General features: G+C 71.7%; 17 protein-coding genes. 10 read left to right on the top strand and 7 right to left on the bottom strand.

What is annotated here, in order from left to right:
* Positions 1–2: 2 nt before the first annotated feature.
* The 7 genes from LIV37_RS07650 (at position 3) to LIV37_RS07620 (ending at position 6607) form a co-directional block, all read left to right on the top strand.
* Entirely contained in the window at positions 3–932 is a 930-nt protein-coding gene (locus LIV37_RS07650; protein ID WP_020866527.1) for an ABC transporter permease, read from the top strand.
* Between the two features lies 1 nt (position 933).
* Positions 934–1863, top strand: coding sequence for an ABC transporter permease (locus LIV37_RS07645; RefSeq protein ID WP_020866526.1), 930 nt, complete (start codon positions 934–936; stop codon positions 1861–1863).
* Entirely contained in the window at positions 1860–2720 is an 861-nt protein-coding gene (locus LIV37_RS07640) for an ABC transporter ATP-binding protein (RefSeq protein ID WP_020866525.1), read from the top strand. Before LIV37_RS07645 ends, LIV37_RS07640 begins: the two co-directional genes overlap by 4 nt.
* Positions 2717–3646 (top strand): ATP-binding cassette domain-containing protein, encoded by a 930-nt coding sequence (locus LIV37_RS07635; protein WP_020866524.1) that lies wholly within the window; start codon positions 2717–2719, stop codon positions 3644–3646. The genes LIV37_RS07640 and LIV37_RS07635 overlap by 4 nt, the downstream gene beginning before the upstream one ends.
* Positions 3643–4662, top strand: a complete 1020-nt coding sequence (locus LIV37_RS07630; protein WP_020866523.1) for an aldo/keto reductase — start codon at positions 3643–3645, stop codon at positions 4660–4662. The genes LIV37_RS07635 and LIV37_RS07630 overlap by 4 nt, the downstream gene beginning before the upstream one ends.
* 63 nt (positions 4663–4725) lie before the next feature.
* Complete coding sequence (locus tag LIV37_RS07625) at positions 4726–5931, top strand: sialidase family protein (RefSeq protein ID WP_020866522.1); 1206 nt, start codon at positions 4726–4728, stop codon at positions 5929–5931.
* Complete coding sequence (locus LIV37_RS07620; RefSeq protein WP_020866521.1) at positions 5924–6607, top strand: SDR family NAD(P)-dependent oxidoreductase; 684 nt, start codon at positions 5924–5926, stop codon at positions 6605–6607. Before LIV37_RS07625 ends, LIV37_RS07620 begins: the two co-directional genes overlap by 8 nt.
* Here LIV37_RS07620 and LIV37_RS07615 read toward each other — a convergent pair.
* Positions 6599–7240 carry a ScbR family autoregulator-binding transcription factor gene (locus LIV37_RS07615; RefSeq protein WP_020866520.1) on the bottom strand — a complete coding sequence of 214 codons (642 nt, stop codon included), beginning with the start codon at positions 7238–7240 and terminating at the stop codon, positions 6599–6601. The two genes, LIV37_RS07620 and LIV37_RS07615, sit on opposite strands and share 9 nt — an antisense overlap.
* A gap of 105 nt (positions 7241–7345) precedes the next feature.
* On the opposite strand from LIV37_RS07615, the gene LIV37_RS07610 reads away from it, so the two are divergent.
* Positions 7346–8278: a ScbA/BarX family gamma-butyrolactone biosynthesis protein gene (locus LIV37_RS07610; protein WP_020866519.1), complete on the top strand. Its 933-nt coding sequence runs from the start codon at positions 7346–7348 to the stop codon at positions 8276–8278.
* Between the two features lie 273 nt (positions 8279–8551).
* On the top strand, positions 8552–9229 hold the full coding sequence (locus LIV37_RS07605; protein WP_020866518.1) for an HAD family hydrolase: 678 nt from the start codon (positions 8552–8554) through the stop codon (positions 9227–9229).
* Between the two features lie 45 nt (positions 9230–9274).
* Here the strand turns inward: LIV37_RS07605 and LIV37_RS07600 are convergent, their stop codons facing one another.
* The 4 genes from LIV37_RS07600 to LIV37_RS07585 all read right to left on the bottom strand — a co-directional run bounded on the left by LIV37_RS07600 (position 9275) and on the right by LIV37_RS07585 (position 13321).
* Positions 9275–9814, bottom strand: a complete 540-nt coding sequence (locus tag LIV37_RS07600; protein WP_020866517.1) for a hypothetical protein — start codon at positions 9812–9814, stop codon at positions 9275–9277.
* Between the two features lie 92 nt (positions 9815–9906).
* A complete protein-coding gene (locus tag LIV37_RS07595; RefSeq protein WP_020866516.1) occupies positions 9907–10887 on the bottom strand; it encodes an SCO0930 family lipoprotein in 981 nt (326 codons plus the stop codon).
* 197 nt (positions 10888–11084) lie between these two features.
* Positions 11085–12599: an NADH-quinone oxidoreductase subunit NuoF family protein gene (locus LIV37_RS07590; protein WP_121826179.1), complete on the bottom strand. Its 1515-nt coding sequence runs from the start codon at positions 12597–12599 to the stop codon at positions 11085–11087.
* Positions 12596–13321, bottom strand: coding sequence for a ferric reductase-like transmembrane domain-containing protein (locus tag LIV37_RS07585; protein WP_243146381.1), 726 nt, complete (start codon positions 13319–13321; stop codon positions 12596–12598). The genes LIV37_RS07590 and LIV37_RS07585 overlap by 4 nt, the downstream gene beginning before the upstream one ends.
* Before the next feature lie 517 nt (positions 13322–13838).
* Between LIV37_RS07585 and LIV37_RS07580 the strand changes: the two genes are divergently transcribed.
* Positions 13839–15011, top strand: a complete 1173-nt coding sequence (locus LIV37_RS07580) for a PucR family transcriptional regulator (RefSeq protein WP_121825722.1) — start codon at positions 13839–13841, stop codon at positions 15009–15011.
* 111 nt (positions 15012–15122) lie between these two features.
* On the opposite strand, the gene LIV37_RS07575 is transcribed toward LIV37_RS07580, so the two are convergent.
* Entirely contained in the window at positions 15123–16058 is a 936-nt protein-coding gene (locus LIV37_RS07575) for an RNA polymerase sigma factor (RefSeq protein ID WP_121826180.1), read from the bottom strand.
* Positions 16058–17566, bottom strand: a complete 1509-nt coding sequence (locus LIV37_RS07570; RefSeq protein ID WP_020866511.1) for a DUF1996 domain-containing protein — start codon at positions 17564–17566, stop codon at positions 16058–16060. The genes LIV37_RS07575 and LIV37_RS07570 overlap by 1 nt, the downstream gene beginning before the upstream one ends.
* Positions 17567–17586: the final 20 nt, after the last annotated feature.

Genomic DNA, 17586 nt, shown 5'->3' with positions numbered 1-17586 from the left:
CCGTGCCGCGCTATCTGATACGCCGCCTGGGCCAGAGCGTCCTGACCGTCTTCCTGACCCTCTCCACCGTCTTCGTCCTGGTCCGCATGGCCCCGGGCGACCCCGCCGCCGCCCTGGCCGGGCCCAACCCCTCCAGCGCGGACCTCGCCCGGATCCGGGAGCAGTTCGGCCTGGACCGCGGACTGCTCACCCAGTACGGGCTCTTCCTGCGCGATCTGTTCACCGGCGACCTCGGCACCAGCTACTCCTTCCACGCGCCCGCCCTGGACGTGGTGCTGGACCGGGTGCCGTACACCATCACCCTCTCCCTCTCCGCGATCGCCCTCACCACCGTGGTGGCCGTGCCGCTCGGCGTGTGGATGGCCCGCCGCGCCGACACCAAGCGGGAGCTGGGCGCCAATGTGCTGACCATCGCCGGGCAGTCCATGCCGGACTTCTGGATCGGCGTGATGCTGCTGACCCTCTTCGCCGTGGCCGTCCCGGTGCTGCCCGCATCCGGCTTCACCACCTGGGGCGGACTGATCCTGCCCACCGTCACCGTGGCGATCCTCCAGATGGCGCTGATCTCCCGGCTGGTCCGCCGGGAGATGGTGGCGGCCCTCGCCTCGCCGTACGTCACCGTCGCCCGTTCCCGCGGGGTCTCGAACCGCGTACTGACCTGGCGCTACGCCATGGGCAACTCCGCCATCCCGGTGCTCACCGCGCTCGGCACCCGGTTCGCCGCGATGCTCAACGGTGTCGTGGTGGTCGAGGTGGTGTTCGGCTGGCCCGGGGTCGGCTCGCTGGTCGTCCGCGCCCTGGAGACCCGCGACTATCCGCTGATCCAGGCGACCGTGCTGGTCACCGCCGCGCTGGCGGTCCTCGTCCAACTCCTCATCGACCTGGCGTACCCGCTGCTCGACCCGCGGGTACGCCTGGGAAAGGCGGCCTGAGATGCAAGGCGCCCTCGAACCCCCGGCCCCCGCGAAGGCCGGCCCCGGGACCCGCCCCAGCGCGGTCACCGCCAGGGATCTGGCCCGCGCCACCGCCACCCGGCGCCGCCGCAGCGCGAGCCTCAAGCTGTGGACGGGCGCGGTGTGCACCCTGCTGGTCGTGGTGCCGGTGGCACTCGCCCAGGTGCTGCCCCTGCCCGGCGCGGGCGACCAGGACCTCTCCCGGCGCCGGCTCGCCCCGCTGACCGACGGCCATCTCTTCGGCACCGACCAGCTCGGCCGCGATGTGCTCTCCCGGGTGCTGCACGGCGGCCAGGTGTCCCTGACGGTCGGGGTGCTCGCCGTCGTCGTCTCCGGTCTCATCGGCATCGTCGCGGGCGCGGCCGCCGGGTACTACGGCCGCTGGGTGGACGCCGTCGTCTCCCGGCTGCTGGAGGCCCAGATGTCGCTGCCGCTGCTGATGATGCTGCTGCTCGTCGTGGCCCTCTTCGGCCCCTCCGTCACCGTCATCACCTGCGTCATCGCCATCGCCCAGTGGCCCGAGGTGGCCCGGCTGACCCGGTCCCTGGTGCTGGTCGAGCGGGAGAAGCCGTATGTGGCCGCCGCGCAGGTGCTGGGGCTGCCCCGGATCGCCATCCTGGCCCGCCATGTCATCCCCAACATCGTCCGCCAGGCATCGCTCGTGGTCCTGCTGCTGCTCGCCCAGGCGGTGCTGCTGGAGAGCGCGCTCAGCTACCTCGGCGCGGGCCCCCAGCGGCCGTTCGCCACCTGGGGCCGGATCATCTCCGACGGCCAGGACTACATCACCACCTCCTGGTGGCTGGTGACCCTGCCCGGCCTCGTCATCGTGCTGCTGGTGGTCGGGGTCAACCTGCTGGGCGACGGACTGCGCGACCGCACCCGACGGCGTACGACGGAGGGCTCCCGATGAGCGACACCACGAGCGATCCGACGAACACCCCGCTGCTGGAGGTCGAGGACCTGCAGATCGAGCTGATCACCGACCGCGGTGTGGTGCGCGCGGTCGACGGGGTCGGCTTCACCATCGGCCCCGGCGAGACGGTCACCATCATCGGCGAGTCCGGCTCCGGCAAGTCCACCACCGCGATGGGGCTGCTGCGGCTGCTGCCCGAAGGGCTCGCCGTCCTCTCCGGAACGGCCCGGATCTTCGGCGCCGACGTCATCGCCGACGCCACCGCCGCCGGGCGGATCCGCGGCCGCGGGGTGTCCCTGATCCCCCAGGACCCGATGACCGCGCTCAGCCCGGTGCACACCATCGGCCGACAGCTGGGCGAGGCACTCCGGCTGCGCCACCCGGGGATGTCCCGCGCCGACGCCCGTGCCAAGGGCGTCGAACTGCTCGGCCGGGTGCGGATCCCCCGCCCCGAGACCCGCTGGGGCGCCTACCCGCACCAGTTCTCCGGCGGCATGCTCCAGCGCGTCCTCATCGCCATCGCCCTGGCCGCCGAGCCCCGGCTGCTGGTGGCCGACGAGCCGACCTCGGCGCTCGACGTCACCGTCCAGGCGGGCGTCCTGGACCTGCTGATGGAGCTGCAGGAGCGCACCGGCATCGGCATCCTGATGATCACCCACGACCTGGGGGTGGCCCGGCTGGTCTCCGACCGCATCCACGTCATGCGCGACGGCCGTTTCGTGGAGTCGGGGCCGGTGGAACAGATCGTGGACCACCCCCGCGAGCGGTACACCCGCGATCTGCTCGCCGCCGTGCCCACCCTGGGCCCCTGGGACGAGACCCCCGCGGCCGCCGTCACCGAGGAGGCGCTGTGACCCCCACACCCCTGCTGGCCGTCGAGGACCTGGTGGTCGAATACCCGGTCGCCGGCGGTGTCTTCCGCGCGGTGGACGGCGTCAGCTTCGCCGTCCCGCCCGGCGGCGCGCTCGGCGTCGTCGGCGAGTCCGGCTGCGGCAAGTCCACCATCGCACGCTCCATCGTCCGGCTGCTGCGCCCCACCCGGGGCCGGATCCTGCTCGACGGAACCGACATCGCGGGCCTGCCCGAACGGCGGCTGCGTCCGCTGCGCAAGCGGGTGCAGATGGTCTTCCAGGATCCGTACGGCTCCCTGGACCCGCATCTGACGGCCGAGGAGATCGTGGCCGAACCGCTGCGGCTGAACGGCATGCGCTCCGGGGCCGAACGCGCCCGCCGCGCCGCCGCCCTCATCGACCAGGTCGGGCTGCCCGCCGGTGCGCTCCAGCGCCGCCCGGCCGAGTTCTCCGGCGGCCAGCGGCAGCGGATCGGCATCGCCCGCGCCCTGGCCAGCGGCCCCGAGCTGCTGGTGTGCGACGAGGCCACCTCCGCGCTGGACGTCTCCGTACAGGCCCAGGTGCTCCAGCTGCTGCGGGAGCTCCAGACCGAACGGGGGCTCGCCTACATCGTCATCTCCCACAACCTCGGCGTGGTCCGCGAGATCAGCTCCGAGGTGGTGGTGATGCGCGCCGGGCGGATCATCGAATCCGGGCCCACCGGAACGGTGCTCTCCGCGCCCGTCGAGCCCTACACCCGGGCGCTGCGACGGGCGGCGCTCGACCCGACGACCATGCGGGGACGCAAACCGCGCGCCCTCGTGTCCGCGATCGCGGCCGACCAGGCACCCGTCGCGGCCGACCAGGCACCCGTCGCGGCCGACCAGGCACCCGTCGCGGCCGACCAGGCACCCGTCGGGGCCGGCCAGGAACCAGGAGCGACGCAGTGAACGCGCATGCGCACACCCACACCACCAGCCAGGCGTCTCCCGGAGGGGTCGCCCTGCCGGGCGTCCCGGTGCGGCTCTCGCGGCTGGTGCTCGGCACCATGACCTTCGGTGACACGGTGGACCGGGCGGGCGCCGCCGCGATGCTGGACACCGCGCTGGACGCCGGGGTGACGGGGGTGGACACCGCGAACGCCTACGCGGGCGGCACCACCGAGACGATCCTGGCCGAGCTGCTGCCCGGCCGCCGCGACCGGATAGTGCTCGCCACCAAGGCCGGTATGCCGCACCCCGACGCCGGCGGCCACTCACCGCTGTCCGCGCGCGGGATGCGCGCGGCCCTCGAGGGCAGCCTGCGCCGCCTGGGCACCGACCGTGTCGACCTGTTCTATCTGCACCAGCCCGACCGGGCGACGCCGCTGGAGGAGACCCTCGGCACGGTCGCCGAGTTCGTCACCGAGGGCAAGATCCTCGCACTCGGCGTCTCCAACTACGCCGCCTGGCAGATCGCCGAGGTCACCCACACCGCCGACCGGGTCGGCGCGCCGCGCCCGGTGGTGGCCCAGCAGCTGTACAACCTGCTGGCACGGCGGATCGAGGAGGAGTACCGGGAGTACGCGGCCACCAGCGGGCTGCGCACCATGGTCTACAACCCGCTGGGCGGCGGCCTGCTGACGGGCCGTCATGCCTTTGAGGAGCAGCCGGAGTCGGGGCGCTTCGGCGACTCGCGGGTGGCGGAGATGTACCGGCGGCGCTACTGGGACGCCGGGCTCTTCGAGGGCGTACGGAGCCTGTCGCGGATCGCCGAGGAGGCGGGCATCCCGCTGGTCGACCTCTCGCTGCGCTGGCTGCTCGGGCGGGACGGGGTGGACGCGCTGCTGCTCGGCGGCTCCCGTGTGGAGCACCTCCGCGCCAACCTGGCCGCCGCGGCGGCGGGGCCGCTCCCGGCGGAGGTGGCGGCGGCGTGCGACGAGGTGGGGGCGCGGCTACGGGGGCCGATGCCCGCGTACAACCGGTAGGTCCGTGGGTTCTTCCGCACCCCCCGAACCCGTATCACCACAACCTTGAGGAGCCCGGCGAACATGACCGCCGACGATGACACCGCGATACCGCTGACGGACGGGCGGCTTCGGGCGCGCCCGGGGGACCCGGGGCTGCGGGAGGCGTTCTTGCCCGCGCCCGCCGTGCAGAACCATGCCGCCAACCTCACCGTGCTGCCCGGAGGGGACCTCGGATGTGTGTGGTTCGGGGGCACGCAGGAGGGCGTGCCGGACATCTCCGTGTGGTTCTCGCGGCTCGCCCCGGGGGCCGGCACCTGGACCGAGCCGGTCCGGCTCTCGGACGACGACACCCGCTCGGAGCAGAACCCGCTGCTGTTCCCGACCCCCGACGGGGAGCTGTGGTTGCTGTACACCGCCCAGCGGGCGGGCGATCAGGACACCGCCGAGGTCCGGCTGCGGGTGTCCGCCGACGCGGGTGTCACCTGGGGCGCGCCGCGTACGCTGTTCCCGGCCACGGAGGCGGGCGGGGTGTTCATCCGTCAGCCGGTGGCCGTCCTGGACTCCGGGCGGTGGCTGTTGCCGGTGTTCCACTGCGTGGCCACACCCGGTGTCAAATGGGTCGGCGACCGCGACACCAGCGCGGTGATGATCAGTGACGACCAGGGGCGCACCTGGCGCGAGCGGCCGGTGCCGGGCTCGACCGGCTGTGTGCACATGAACGTCCACCAACTGCCGGACACCACCCTGCTGGCCCTCTTCCGCAGCCGCTGGGCGGACGCGGTGTACCGCTCGCACAGCACCGACGGCGGGGAGACCTGGAGCGAGCCGGTCCGCACCGAACTGCCCAACAACAACTCCTCCGTGCAGTACGTCCCGCTCGCCGACGGACGGCTCGCGCTGGTCTACAACCACAGCAGCCGCGCGGACGCCACGGCCCGCCGGGTGTCCCTCTACGACGAGATCGACGATGAGGGGCAGACCGGAGAGACACCGGCCCCGGCCGCCACGCCGGACGACTCCGCGCCCGGCGCCTTCTGGGGCGCGCCCCGCGCCCCGATGACCCTCGCGCTGTCCTCCGACCACGGCCTGACCTGGCCGGTACGGCGCGATCTGGACACCGGCGACGGCCACTGCCTGACCAACAACTCACGCGACCGGCTCAACCGCGAGCTGTCCTACCCCACCATCCGGCAGGGCCCCGACGGCACGTTGCACATCGCGTACACCTACCACCGCCAGGCCATCAAGTACGTCCGCGTCACACCGGATTGGGCGGCCGATGGCTGAGTCCCGGCACGCCGTGGTCACCGGTGTCAGCTCCGGTATCGGCGCCGCGATCGCCGCCCGGCTGCTGGACGAGGGGTGGCGGATCACCGGGCTCAGCCGTACGGCCCCCGCGCACGCGGTGACGCGGCTGCACTGGATTCCGGCCGATCTGTCCCGGCCGGAGGGCCTCCCCGAGGTGCTGGCCCCGGTGTCCGGGGTGGACGCGATCGTGCACGCGGCGGGCGTTCAGCGCTCGGCGCGGCTGGGGGAGCTCGACCCCGAGGACGGATCCCTCATGTGGCGGATCCATGTGCAGGCGGCGGGCGTCCTGGTGGACACGCTGGTGGACCGGGTCGCGGACGGTGGCCGGGTGGTGCTGGTGGGCAGCCGGACGATGACGGGTGTCCCCGGCAAGAGCCAGTACGCGGCCACCAAGGCGGCGCTGCCCGCGCTGGCCCGGTCCTGGGCGGCCGAGCTGGCGCCAAGGGCGGTCACGGTCAACGTGGTGGCGCCCGGGCCGACGGACACCCCCATGCTGCGGGACCCCGGCCGCAGCCGCACCCCGCCCGTGATGCCACCGCTGGGGCGGCTGGTCCGCGCGGAGGAGGTGGCGGGGCTGACCTCGTTCCTGCTGGGCCCGGAGGGCGGCGCGGTCACCGGCCAGACGCTGGTGATGTGCGCGGGCGCCTCACTCTGACGGCGGCGCGGCGTCGCCACGGGCGAGCGCCAGCAGCCCCGGCGTGTCCCCGGGCCGGGCCTGGAGCGAGGGCAGCAGCAGGGTCCACAGATCGGCCAGCCGGTCCTCGACCAGCCGCCGCCCGTCGAGCGCCTCGGAGACGGTGTGCAGCCCGAAGAAGGCGCACACGACGGTCCGGGCGGCGGGCAGCGGGTCGACATGCGTGGCCAGATCGCCCTCGGCGCGCGCCTTCTCCATCAGCTCCCCCACCGCGTCGATCCACCCCACGAAGGGCGGCGGCATGGGTGCCTCGATCAGGGTGCGCTCGGCCCACAGCCGGGCTCCGGCCCGCACCACGATGTCGTCGCGGAAGGCGCGGGCCACCGCGAAGCTGAGCCGGACGAGTTGCTCCAGGGGCGGCGTGTCGAGGGTGGCGAAGCGTTCGATCAGCGGGGGCCAGGTGGCGAAGTGCTCCTCCACCACGGCGAGGGCGAGCCGTTCCTTGCTCGTGTAGTGGAAATAGATCGCGCCGCTGGTGTGGCCGGACCGGGAGGTGATGTCGCTGATGCTCGTTCCCGCGTATCCCCGCTCGTCGAAAAGGAACGCTGCGGCCTCCAGAAGGGATCGGCGTGTTTGTTCGGCCCGTTCTTGCACGTGTTCGCCGTCCTTCCCCGTCGGATGTGACGGGGAGAACTTAGCGGACTTTCGGCCTGAGATGGTGATGAGGCGAGACAGGTCAAACATTATTAGTATTTTAAGGTGATCGTTCGTGAGGCTCATGGCCTTTCGGAGCCGTCCGGTCCCGCCGGGCGGCCGCTCAGCTGGTCCCGCACGGTGGCGCGGGAGGCGGTGCACCGGGTCTCGGTGGCCGAGGTGCTGCTCACCGATGTGCGTACGCACGGTGACAACCGGTTCGAGGCCGCGGCCCAGTGGCCGAGGTCCCACCCCACCTTCCCGCACGGCGGAGACGGCCGCCATCATCCGCTGATGATCGCGGAAACCCTGCGCGAGCTGGGGATCTACATCCCCACGCGGTACTACGCGGTGCCCGCGGGGGCGCACTTCCTGATCCGGGACATCTCCTACCGGCTGGACCCCGAGACCGAGCCCCGGGCGCCGTACGGGGCCTCCGACATCACCTGCCTGGCCGCCGTCACCGACGTCCGCACCAGCCCCTGCGGACGCTTCGTCACCGGGATGCGGCTGGATGTGGTGCTGTCGGCGGGCGGCAAGCTCTTCGCATGGGCCGGGGGCACCGCGCGCTTCCTCGACGGCACGACCTACGCGGAGACCCGGGCCGCCGTCCACGGGCACACCGCGCGCCGCAGATTGCGTGCCGCCGTACGGCCCTCACCTGCGCAACTGGCCGTTCCGGCGGCCCGGGACGTCCTGGTGGTGCGGGACGGGGGAGTGGTCTACCTCGACCCCGCCGACCCCCGCCATCCGTTCTTCTTCGACCACTGGAGCGACCATATGCCGGGCCTGGTGCTGCTGGAGGGCGCCCGGCAGGCCGCGGCGCTGGCCACCGGCGGGGCGCTGACCCGGCCCGTCGCCTGCCGGATGAAGGCGATCCGCTTCACCGAGTCGTATCCGCCGGCCGTGGTCGAGTGCACCTCCCACGGCCGGACGTGTGTCTTCCGGCTGCGCCAGGCCGGTATCTGCACGGCGGTCGGCGTGCTCCAGTACCTCTGAGCGGCGAACACGCCGTGCGACGAACAATATGACGACGAACAGGCTGAACGACGAACAAAACGCCGACACTGAGTAGCCTCTTGCTTACTGCAGGTCATCAAACTAACGTAGTGATCGTTATGTTTCGGGCAGGCGAACCCCACGGCCTGTACGACGACAGCGGTCGGCGCCCAGCGCCCTCACGAGCCGCCAGGACGTTTTCCACCGCGCGGCTCCCGCAGGTACAGGCATCCCCTGCGCCGATTCCTCCACCTCCCATGGAACGGCAGACAGATGACAGCCGAAAAGTTTCTCGGATGGACCCCAGCCGCCATCGTCTTCGACTGTGACGGCACCCTGATGGATTCCGAACGACACTGGGTGGAGGCGCGCGAAGTGGTCCTCAGAAGCCATGGAACCGCCCCCGACGAGGAGTTCGCACGGCGCACGAAGGGGCTCCACTACACCGAATGCGGCCGAATGCTGGCCGAATTCGCCGGTCGCCCCGAACTCGCCGACGAAATGACCGGGCAACTCCTGGACGCCTTCCGCCGGCTGGTGGCCGACGACCCGGTCACCATGCCGGGGGCGCCCCAACTGGTCGCGAAGGCGGCCGCCTTCGCACCGCTGGCCGTGGCCAGCAACTGCCCGCGGGACGTCGTCGAGGACGGGCTCGCCAAGGCCGGGCTGCTGCGGTACTTCGGCCATGTGCTGGTCCCCGAGGGGGACGTGCGGCCCAAACCGTACCCCGACGTCTACCTGGAGGCCGCCCGGCTGTGCGGGGCGGCTCCCGAGGACGCCCTCGCGGTGGAGGACTCCCACTGCGGGTTTCTGTCCGCCTCGCGCGCCGGGCTGAGAGTGCTCGGCGTGGGCCCGCGGAAGCCCGTGGACGAGCCCCCGCCGGTCGATGTGTGGGTCTCCACCCTCGCCGACCCGGACCTGGTCAAGTGGGCGGACTCCCGGGCGGCCTGAGGGGCGCAAACCACGCTCACCGCCCTGGCCGGCGGGCGCCGCGGGTCACTTCTTCCCGTCGTGACCCGCATGGCTCGCCGAGCCGTCCATGCCCTCCATGCCGTCCATCCCGTCCATGCCGCCCCCGGTCTTGGTCCCGCCCCGGGACCCGCCGTGGGACATGGACATCCCCTTCTCGAGCGATCCGCCGATCTTCTCGCGCAGGGGCTCCAGTGAGCCCATGGACAGGCCGGTGACCGACCAGCGCTTGCCGACCAGGTACATGCCTCCGTAGTCCTTCGACGTGGTCAGCCAGTCGTGCTGGCCCTTGTCGGTGGCGAAGGTGACCATCGTGAACCGCTTCTGACCGGACCCGCAGGAGCCCTGACGCAGCTCCTCCGCCTCGGTGATGATCGTGGCCTTGCACCCGATGGCGTCGGCGATCTTCGTCAGCGGCGCGGGCTTCCCGGGCTGGGCGAACTCCTTGGTGGCGGGGGACACCTTCTTCTGCTCGTGGCCGGAGCCATGTGCCCGATCGCCTCCACCGCAGCCGGCCAGGAACAGCAGGGCCGCGCCGACCGCGGTGGCACGGAGAGCGAGTGACACAACAACCTCCCGTAGAAAATCCGGCGGGGCGGCCCGGGCTCTGACGCCTCGGGCCACCCGCCGCGGTGGACCAAAAGTAGTGGTTGTCTCCCTTACTGGCCCGCCTTCTTGCCCTTGTCGGTGACCGCGAACCAGGTGCCCTTCACGCCCTGGCCGTTGATGTCACCGGGCTTCTTGTCCCCGGTGAAGGTGTACAGCAGCCAGCAGTCGAACGCCGCCTGCTTGGTGCCGTCGGGGCGCTTGAAGGAGGTGACCTTCGCCGCGTCGAGCCCGGCGACCTTGGTGGTGTCCACGGCCTTGACGGGCTTCCAGGTGTCCAGGCAGGCACCGAGGCAGCCGGTCTTCATCGGCCAGGCGCTGTCCTTGTTGAACCGGTAGACGGTCATGCCCTTGCCGTCCACGATGATCTTGCCCAGCTCGGCGTTGTTGTTGACCATCAGCTGGAGGCTGTCGTCCGCGGCCGCCGTCTTGCCGGCCGGCTTGCCGTCGGGCGCCAGCGCGTTCCAGGTGCCGCCCACGCCCTGGCCCTTGGTGTCACCGGGCTTGTTGTCGCCCGCGAAGCGGTAGACCGGCCAGCCCGCCAGCGTCAGCTGCTTGGTGCCGTCGGCGCGGGTGACCGAGCCCAGCTTGCCGGACTCGATACCGGTGGTGGCCGCGGCGTCGTCAGCGGGCACCGCGGGCCACTTGGTGGCGCAGTCGTCGTTGCAGTTGGACTTGGCCGGCTTGGGGGTGTCCTCGTCGAACCGGTAGAGCGTCCAGCCCTTGCTGTCGGTGACGAACTTGCCCAGCTTGGCGTCCTCCTTGACCGCCAGCTGCTTCGCCGGACCGGTGCGCTCGGCCTCGCCGCCCGCGCCGGCCCCGGTGTCACCGCCCGCCTCGTACCCGCCGCCGGTACCGGCCGCGGCCCCCGCGCCCGCCGACGCGGAGGCCCCCGCACCCACGGTCTGGCTGCCACCCGCCGGCTGCACATTGGCGCTGCCCGCGCTGTTGTCCTTGCTGCTGCCGCAAGCCGCCGTCAGCAGAACCATCGCTACCGACACCCCGGCGAATGCGATGTGACGCCGCTTCTCCATGGCCATTCCTCTGCAATCTCGATCGGTCCGGCGGTGATTGCGCCGACGCCGGTCCATACGGAGCCCGTGCGGACCGGCGTTCAGCGGCTTGCGAATTTGTCACCGGACGCAAAATTCGCCGGATCGCTGAGCACACAGCAGTCGACGGCCGTTCCTCACGGCCGTCGCGGTGTCGGTGGTGCGGCTGGATCGTCCCCCTACTCCTCGATGCGCAGCGCCAGGGCGGGGCAGCGGCGGACCGCGCGGACCGCCTGCGCCCGCAGTTGCCGGGGCACTTCCATGGTGGCCGAGGACGGATAGCCGTCGATCCCGAGCGTCAGCACCTCGGGCGGCAGGATGTCCGCGCACAGCCCATGGCCCTGGCACAGCGACCAGTCCACCAGGAGCTTCTCCGTCGGCCCTCGCTGGCGGCGCTCGTCGCGCACCGCGGGGTTCAGCGGGGCGGGCGGCAGGGCGAGCGGCAGGGCGTCCTCCGGCAGCGGCAGCACCCCCATCGTGGGCCGTCCGCAGCCGGCCCCGAGCGCATGCGCCTCGAACTCCTCGGGGAACGCGTCCAGCGCGGTGGTCACGAAACCGGCGGTGCCATCGGGATGGCTGCAGGCCCCGCGCTTCTTCACCGAGTTGACGTAGGCGCGCACATTGTCGATCGAGGACCGGCCGCCGCCGCGCTCCACCTGGCCGATGGCGTCCGCGAGCGCGGGCAGCCCGATGAAGCAGGGCCCGCACTGACCGGCCGTCTCGGCGGCCAGCCAGCGCGCGATCCGCGCGGTCTCGCCGAGCGGGCAGGTGTTCTCGGGGATGGGCAGCACCGCACCCGCGCCCAGCCGGGCGCCGTACTTCTTCATGGACTCCCGGGAGATGGTGGCGGCGTTGATGCTCTTGGGGTCCAGCCACTTGCCGTGGTAGCCGCCCACCAGCACCGCCTGTCCGGGGGTGAGGCCGCACAGCTCCAGGACGTAGGTCAGCGGCACCCCGGTGGGTGTCTCCATCACGTACTTGCCACCGACCGTGAGCAGCGTGGTGCCCGGTTCGGTGGGCAGCCCCACCGAGCGGTACGGCAGGGCGCCCATCCGCGCGGCCACCGCGAGCTGGGCGAAGGTCTCGGTGTTGGACAGCAGGGTGGGCAGCCCGCTGAGCCCGCTGTCGCTGGTCCGGATCTTCCGGCCGTTGGGGATGGCCGGGGCGCCGCTGATGCCGTTGATGACCGCGCCGCCCTCACCGGCCACGAACCGGTCCGGGGTGCGGCTCACCCCCACCGGGACGCCACTGGGGCCGCGTTCGGCGATCGCGGCGGCCACGGACTCCTCGACGTCCTGGCGGTGCACCGCGATGGCCACCTCCTCGGCGCCGAGTGCCTCGGCGGCCAGCACGGCGCCGTCGATCACCAGATGCGGGGTGTGCAGCAGCAGCGCGGTGTCCTTGAGGCAACTGGGCTCGCCCTCACTGCCGTTGACCACCACGGTGCAGCGGCCCTCGCGCCGGCCGGCCGACTCCACGACGGCCTGGACCTTCTTGGCGAAGGGGAAACCGGCGCCGCCGCGCCCGCGCAGATCGATGTTCTCCGCGAGCGCCACGAGTTCGTCCGCCCGGAGGGCCGGCATGGTGCCATGGACGGTCAGATGGCCGACGCGGTCGAGCCGGTACACCTCGTCGAGCCCGGCCAGCAGCCGGGGCGGATCGACACAGGCGAGCCTGGGTTTGGTCGTGATCACCGGTCCCACCCACGAGAGGCACCGAGCGGCTGGCTGTCATACCGGCCGGGCTCGGCCGAACGGGGGCGCGGCACGGTGGGATCGGACCGTCCGGTCCGGCCCTCCTGCATGCTGCGGGCCGGAGGGTTCCTGACCTCGATGCCGTCCGCCCGGTCGATGTCCTGGCGCCGCCGCTGCACCAGCCGCAGCCACAGCGCGATGGCCACCCCGGCGAGCGCCGCGATGTAACCGTAGGTCGCCCAGATCTTGGCGGCGCGTCCCGCCTTCAGACCGTGGATCAGCGCGGCGCACCACGCGGGGTAGGCACCCACATGCAGCGCCCGCCACCAGCGGTAGCGCCAGCGGGAGTTGCCCCTGGAGGCGAACGAGCTGCGGGCCGCACCGGTCACCGCGGCGATCACGAAGAGATAGCCGGCGATGGTGCCGAGCCCGATCAGCACCGGCTGATTTGCGTCAGCGAACGGTATCGCGATGGACGCGGTGTTGGTGTGGCTCTCCGCGACCTTGACCCAGATGTGAACGGCCAGGAAGAGCAGTCCGGCTACCGCGGCCGCCCGGTGGATGGCCTGGGCCAGCAGCCGCTGCTTGGTGTGCAGGATCATCTGGTCGGTCGCGGCGAGCCCCCACAGCACCGCCGAAGTGAGACAGACCAGCGCGAGCACACCCGCGCCGAAGTCGAGGAACACGAACATCTTCGAGAACGCGCCGGCGCTCCATGTCACGTACAAGGACAGTGCGATGGAGCCGACGACGGCATAGATCCGGATATGGCGTGGCCATCCCAGTCCGGATGGATCACGCTGCTGGGTCCGGCGAGCGGCTCGTCGTCCGCCACGAGCTCGGCGTCCCCCGTGACGCCCCTGCGAGGAGGGGAGCGGCGTTTGGGACATGGACATTGGAGCCTCCCGATCGCGCGGATTCGCGCGGGTGACGAGATACGTCAAAGTCGTCTTGGGGGCAGCAGCTTCTCGGAAGTACACCTGATCTCCATAAGATTTGTCGTAACGTGACAACTTCTAGTGGACGAACCGTGCCCACACCGTTCCCGGCTGATCCACTGTCGTCTCAATGGCAAAGAACCGGCAAAGTGCCGGGACCGGGAGGGGGCGGGGTCCTCTATGACGTAGCGGAGGACCCTCGACTCCCTGACCGGTACTGGACGAACCGGTGACGGAGGCAACCTCCACGGACCTGACCGACCCCCCAACGGCCAGGTCTCCCCCCGGCAAGAACGAGGTAATGATGGGCGAACTCGTGAACCGCATCTGGTCCCGCCCCCGTGGCGAGTGGACCCGCGTGCTGCGCAATGAACTCCCGTCCCTGGCCGACGAGGTGGTTGAGAACCTTCGGCACAGAATCCCGGGATTCGCCGAACTCCTGGAGGACTCTGAGCGAGACAAGGTCCGATGGGGAGTCGAGCAGGCTCTCCTGACCGCACTCGGCCACCGCAAGGCGGGCGAGGACGGCGCGGGCGAACCGGGCGCCGCCTCCGGTGAGGAGGCACTGGCCGAGGTGCCGCCCGAGCGGGCCCGGCGCGATCTGTTCGAGGCCCTCATCGGCGAGGTGGCGGTCTCCGAGCGCACCCTGGTGGAGCTCTCCCGGGCCGCCCGCTGGCCGCTTCCCGAGACGGTGCAGGCCATCGCCCTGCCCACCCCGGGCGAGGCCCCGCAGCTGGCCGCCGTGTTGGGAGACACCCTCATCGGCGCGGTCGGCGACGAGCTGTGCCTGCTGATCCCCGACCCGGACGCGGACCCGGGGCCCACCCCGGACACCGGCACCGCCGCTGCCCAGGAGGGCGAGAAGGACCCGGAGCGGGAACCCACTCCGGCCGAGCCCGGCACCCGGGCGGCGCTGGAGACCGCGCTGCGCGGCCGTACCGCGGCCGTGGGCCATGTGGTGCCGCTCAACGACGCCTCCTCCTCGGTGCGTTGGGCCCGGCGCCTGCTGACCCTGGCGCCCGCCCGCTCCGGCCCCGAGGCCCGGGTGCTCTTCGTCGACGACCATCTGTCGATGCTGCTGCTCCTTCAGGACGAGTCGCTGGTCCGGGCGCTGGCCGCCCGGTGGCTCAAGCCGCTGGTCGGGCTGACCCCCCGGCAGAGCGAGCGCCTGCAGATGACGCTGCTGGCCTGGCTCGAGGGCGGTGGCGCGCCCGAGGCGGCCAAGGCCCTCAAGGTGCATCCGCAGACCGTGCGCTACCGGCTGCGCCAGATCGAGAAGCTCTTCGGGCCCGGCCTCCGGGACCCCCGAATACGCTTCGAGCTGGAGATGGCGCTGCGCGGCCGCAGGCTGATGGCGCAGGTTGACCGGATACGGCGGCACGCGTCCCGGGTGAGCCGCCGGACCCGTACCGGCGCACCCCCCGGTGTCCGGCCACTGGGCATCGCCAGGGAGGCGCGCGTCAACGGACTCTGACCAGAACTCATGCCGACAGGAGGCGAACCGCCGGCCGCACCCACGCGGTCGGCGGTTTTCGCTGCCCCCGGCGGCTCGGGGAGCCCGCCGGGGCCGCCGGAGCGGGGTGGTTCAGCCCCTGGCCCCGGCGGGCGCCGCCGTACGCGGGGCCGTGCGCATCGCGGCGTTGAGACCGAGGAGTTCGCGGTAGGCGTGGGAGCAGAAGGCGCATTCGGCGAGATGGCGCGCCAGCGCCCGGCCGCGCCCCCCGCCGCGGCGCACCGAGGCGCCGAGCTGGCCGCTGTAGTGCCGGCACCGGTCGTCGCGCGCCGACTCCAGATGGGCCCGCAGATATGACTCCCGCAGCCCTTCCCGGGCCCGGAAGGCCAGCGAGGTCACCCCGCTGGGGGAGATGCCCAGGACCATGGCCGCCCGGTGCGGGGGTTCCTCCTCGACGAGGGTCAGCCACAGCACGGTCTGCCAGCGCTCGGGGAGTCCCCGGAAGCTGCGGATGAGCAGCCGGCGGTCCTCCCGGGCCACCAGATGCTGCTGGGGGTCGGCCGTGGGCGCGTGCTGCCGCCAGGACTCGAAGTCGGCGGTGAGCAGCACCCGGCGCTCCCCGGCGCTCCACTCCATCGCCGTATGGCGTACCACGGTGAGCAGATACGGCCGCCAGGGACCCCGCGGACCGCCCCCGGCGCGAACGGCCTGGAAGGTGCGGAAGAACGCCTCGGAGGCCAGGTCCTCGGCGTCATGGGGGTCACGGCAGCAGGTCCGGGCGTAGCGAAGGGTCGCCGGGTGGTGGCGGCGGTAGAGCAGGTCGGCCGCGGCCGGGCTGCTGCTGCCCGACCGGTAGCCCTCGACCAGCCGCCGGGTGAGCTCGTGGTCCGAGGGGGGACGGACCGGTCGGTCGGTATGTTCCGGTCCCGGGAACCCCTCGGTGTCCGGATGCTCCACCGCCGGAGGTTCGGCGGCCGCCTCGTCGTCCGCGGCCTGGCGTAAGTGTCCGGTGACAGCGCGGCGCGCGCCGGCCTTCCGGCCGACGCGCGCCTGGTGAGTGTGTTCCATCAGCCGCACTGCTTGCCGCTGTTGATGCAGTCCACCGCCTCGTTCATCAGGTCCTCCGACATCACGTTGATGAAGTCGTCGTGGTCCGTGATGGGCTTGTGCAACTGCTCGGGGAAGCCGTCGACGGCGAACGGGGTGTTGGCCGGCACGTCGTAGGTGATGGTGTTCACCAGCTGGGGGATGGCCTTGAAGCCGTTGGGGCAGGAGCCGTCCTCGCCCGCGAACGCCACGTGGTCACGGTGGTTGGCGCTGTCGATGTTCTGGCCGTCCCAGCAGCTCTGGAAGTCGAAGGTCCGGGTGACCGAGCTGCCCTCGGGGCAGAGCGGGTACTTGTCGGTCAGCTGACGGTCCTCGAAGCCGGTGCAGCTCCAGGAGGCGTTGGCGTTCTTGTCGCCGTTGGTGAACGCCTTGGCGTCACCGGTGATGATGCGCAGGAACTTCGGCATCGCCGTGACCTTGCTCTGTGCGTTGCCCTTGAACTCGATCTTGGAGCTCTTGGGGGTCAGGATCGTGCCGACGTTGCCCTCCTGGCCGCCGCCGAGCTCGTTGGCGTCCGCCTCGTCCTTGCCGTCCTGGGCACGGACCACGGGCCAGTAGTAGGTCGACTTGTCGTCCTGGTTCTCGCAGGAGGTGCCGCCCTGCTCGAAGGTCTGGTTGTTGGCGAAGGCGTCGTTCTTGTCGTTGCCCACGTAGTCGTGGGTGTGGTGGGCGCCGTTGCCGACACCGGGCGCGACGATGACGTTGTCACTGTTGCGCAGCTGGGGGTCGCCGACGCCGCACTCCGAGGAGAAGGTGCCGCTGGAGCCGTTCCCCTGGGCCTCCGGCGGCTGCTGGACGTTCGGCTGCACCTTGGTGATGTCGACGAAGTCGTCCTGCGACGGGCCGTTGCCGGCCTGGCCGCCGGCGTTGCCGGGCACCTCGTTGGCGCCCTCGCCGCCCTGCTGGTCGCCACCTTGCTGGTCGCCGCCCTGCTGACCACCTTGCTGGTCGCCGCCTTGCTGCTGACCACCTTGCTGGTCGCCGCCCTGCTGTTGGCCGCCCTGCTGTTGACCGTCCTGGCCCTGGCCGGCCTGGTTGGCGACCTCCTGCCACTTGCAGTTGGCCATGCCCTGCAGCTGGGAGTTGTCGCCGCCCATGGCCGAGCCGATGTTGTTCAGCGTCTGGGAGCGGTCGTCGTTGAGCTTGGAGAGCACGGCGTCGTTCGAACCCTGCTGCTGGTTCATCTGCTGGTACGCCTTGGCCACCTGGTTGTCCAGCTCGGCCAGGTTCTTGTCGACCTCGGGCTGGGCCTTCGACGGCACGTCACTCAGCTGCTGCCCCACGTCGGGGCACTGGATCGTCCCCGCCTTCGCGGCCACGGTGTTGTTCTGCTCTGAGCCGCTCTTGTCGCCGTGGGCGGACGCGTTGGCGGCGATGATCGCGGCCCCACCGCCGCCGAGCGCCAGCGCGGCGACGATGGCGACGGTCTTGTTAGTGAACCGCCCGCGTTTGTGGGTCTGTTGCCTCATGAGATCACTTCACTTAGTCG

The organism is Streptomyces rapamycinicus NRRL 5491 (genome assembly GCF_024298965.1).
GTDB classification, from domain to species: Bacteria; Actinomycetota; Actinomycetes; order Streptomycetales; family Streptomycetaceae; genus Streptomyces; species Streptomyces rapamycinicus.
The sequence above is the reverse complement of the archived record's forward strand: the minus strand, read 5'-3'. Positions and strand labels throughout refer to the sequence as shown.

Coding starts and splice junctions, on each gene's coding strand:
- LIV37_RS07575 (WP_121826180.1), bottom strand. CDS start 16,058: ATGGAACACACTCACCAGGCGCGCGTCGGCCGGAAGGCCGGCGCGCGC.
- LIV37_RS07640 (WP_020866525.1), top strand. CDS start 1,860: ATGAGCGACACCACGAGCGATCCGACGAACACCCCGCTGCTGGAGGTC.
- LIV37_RS07645 (WP_020866526.1), top strand. CDS start 934: ATGCAAGGCGCCCTCGAACCCCCGGCCCCCGCGAAGGCCGGCCCCGGG.
- LIV37_RS07605 (WP_020866518.1), top strand. CDS start 8,552: ATGACAGCCGAAAAGTTTCTCGGATGGACCCCAGCCGCCATCGTCTTC.
- LIV37_RS07620 (WP_020866521.1), top strand. CDS start 5,924: ATGGCTGAGTCCCGGCACGCCGTGGTCACCGGTGTCAGCTCCGGTATC.
- LIV37_RS07580 (WP_121825722.1), top strand. CDS start 13,839: ATGATGGGCGAACTCGTGAACCGCATCTGGTCCCGCCCCCGTGGCGAG.
- LIV37_RS07595 (WP_020866516.1), bottom strand. CDS start 10,887: ATGGAGAAGCGGCGTCACATCGCATTCGCCGGGGTGTCGGTAGCGATG.
- LIV37_RS07625 (WP_020866522.1), top strand. CDS start 4,726: ATGACCGCCGACGATGACACCGCGATACCGCTGACGGACGGGCGGCTT.
- LIV37_RS07570 (WP_020866511.1), bottom strand. CDS start 17,566: ATGAGGCAACAGACCCACAAACGCGGGCGGTTCACTAACAAGACCGTC.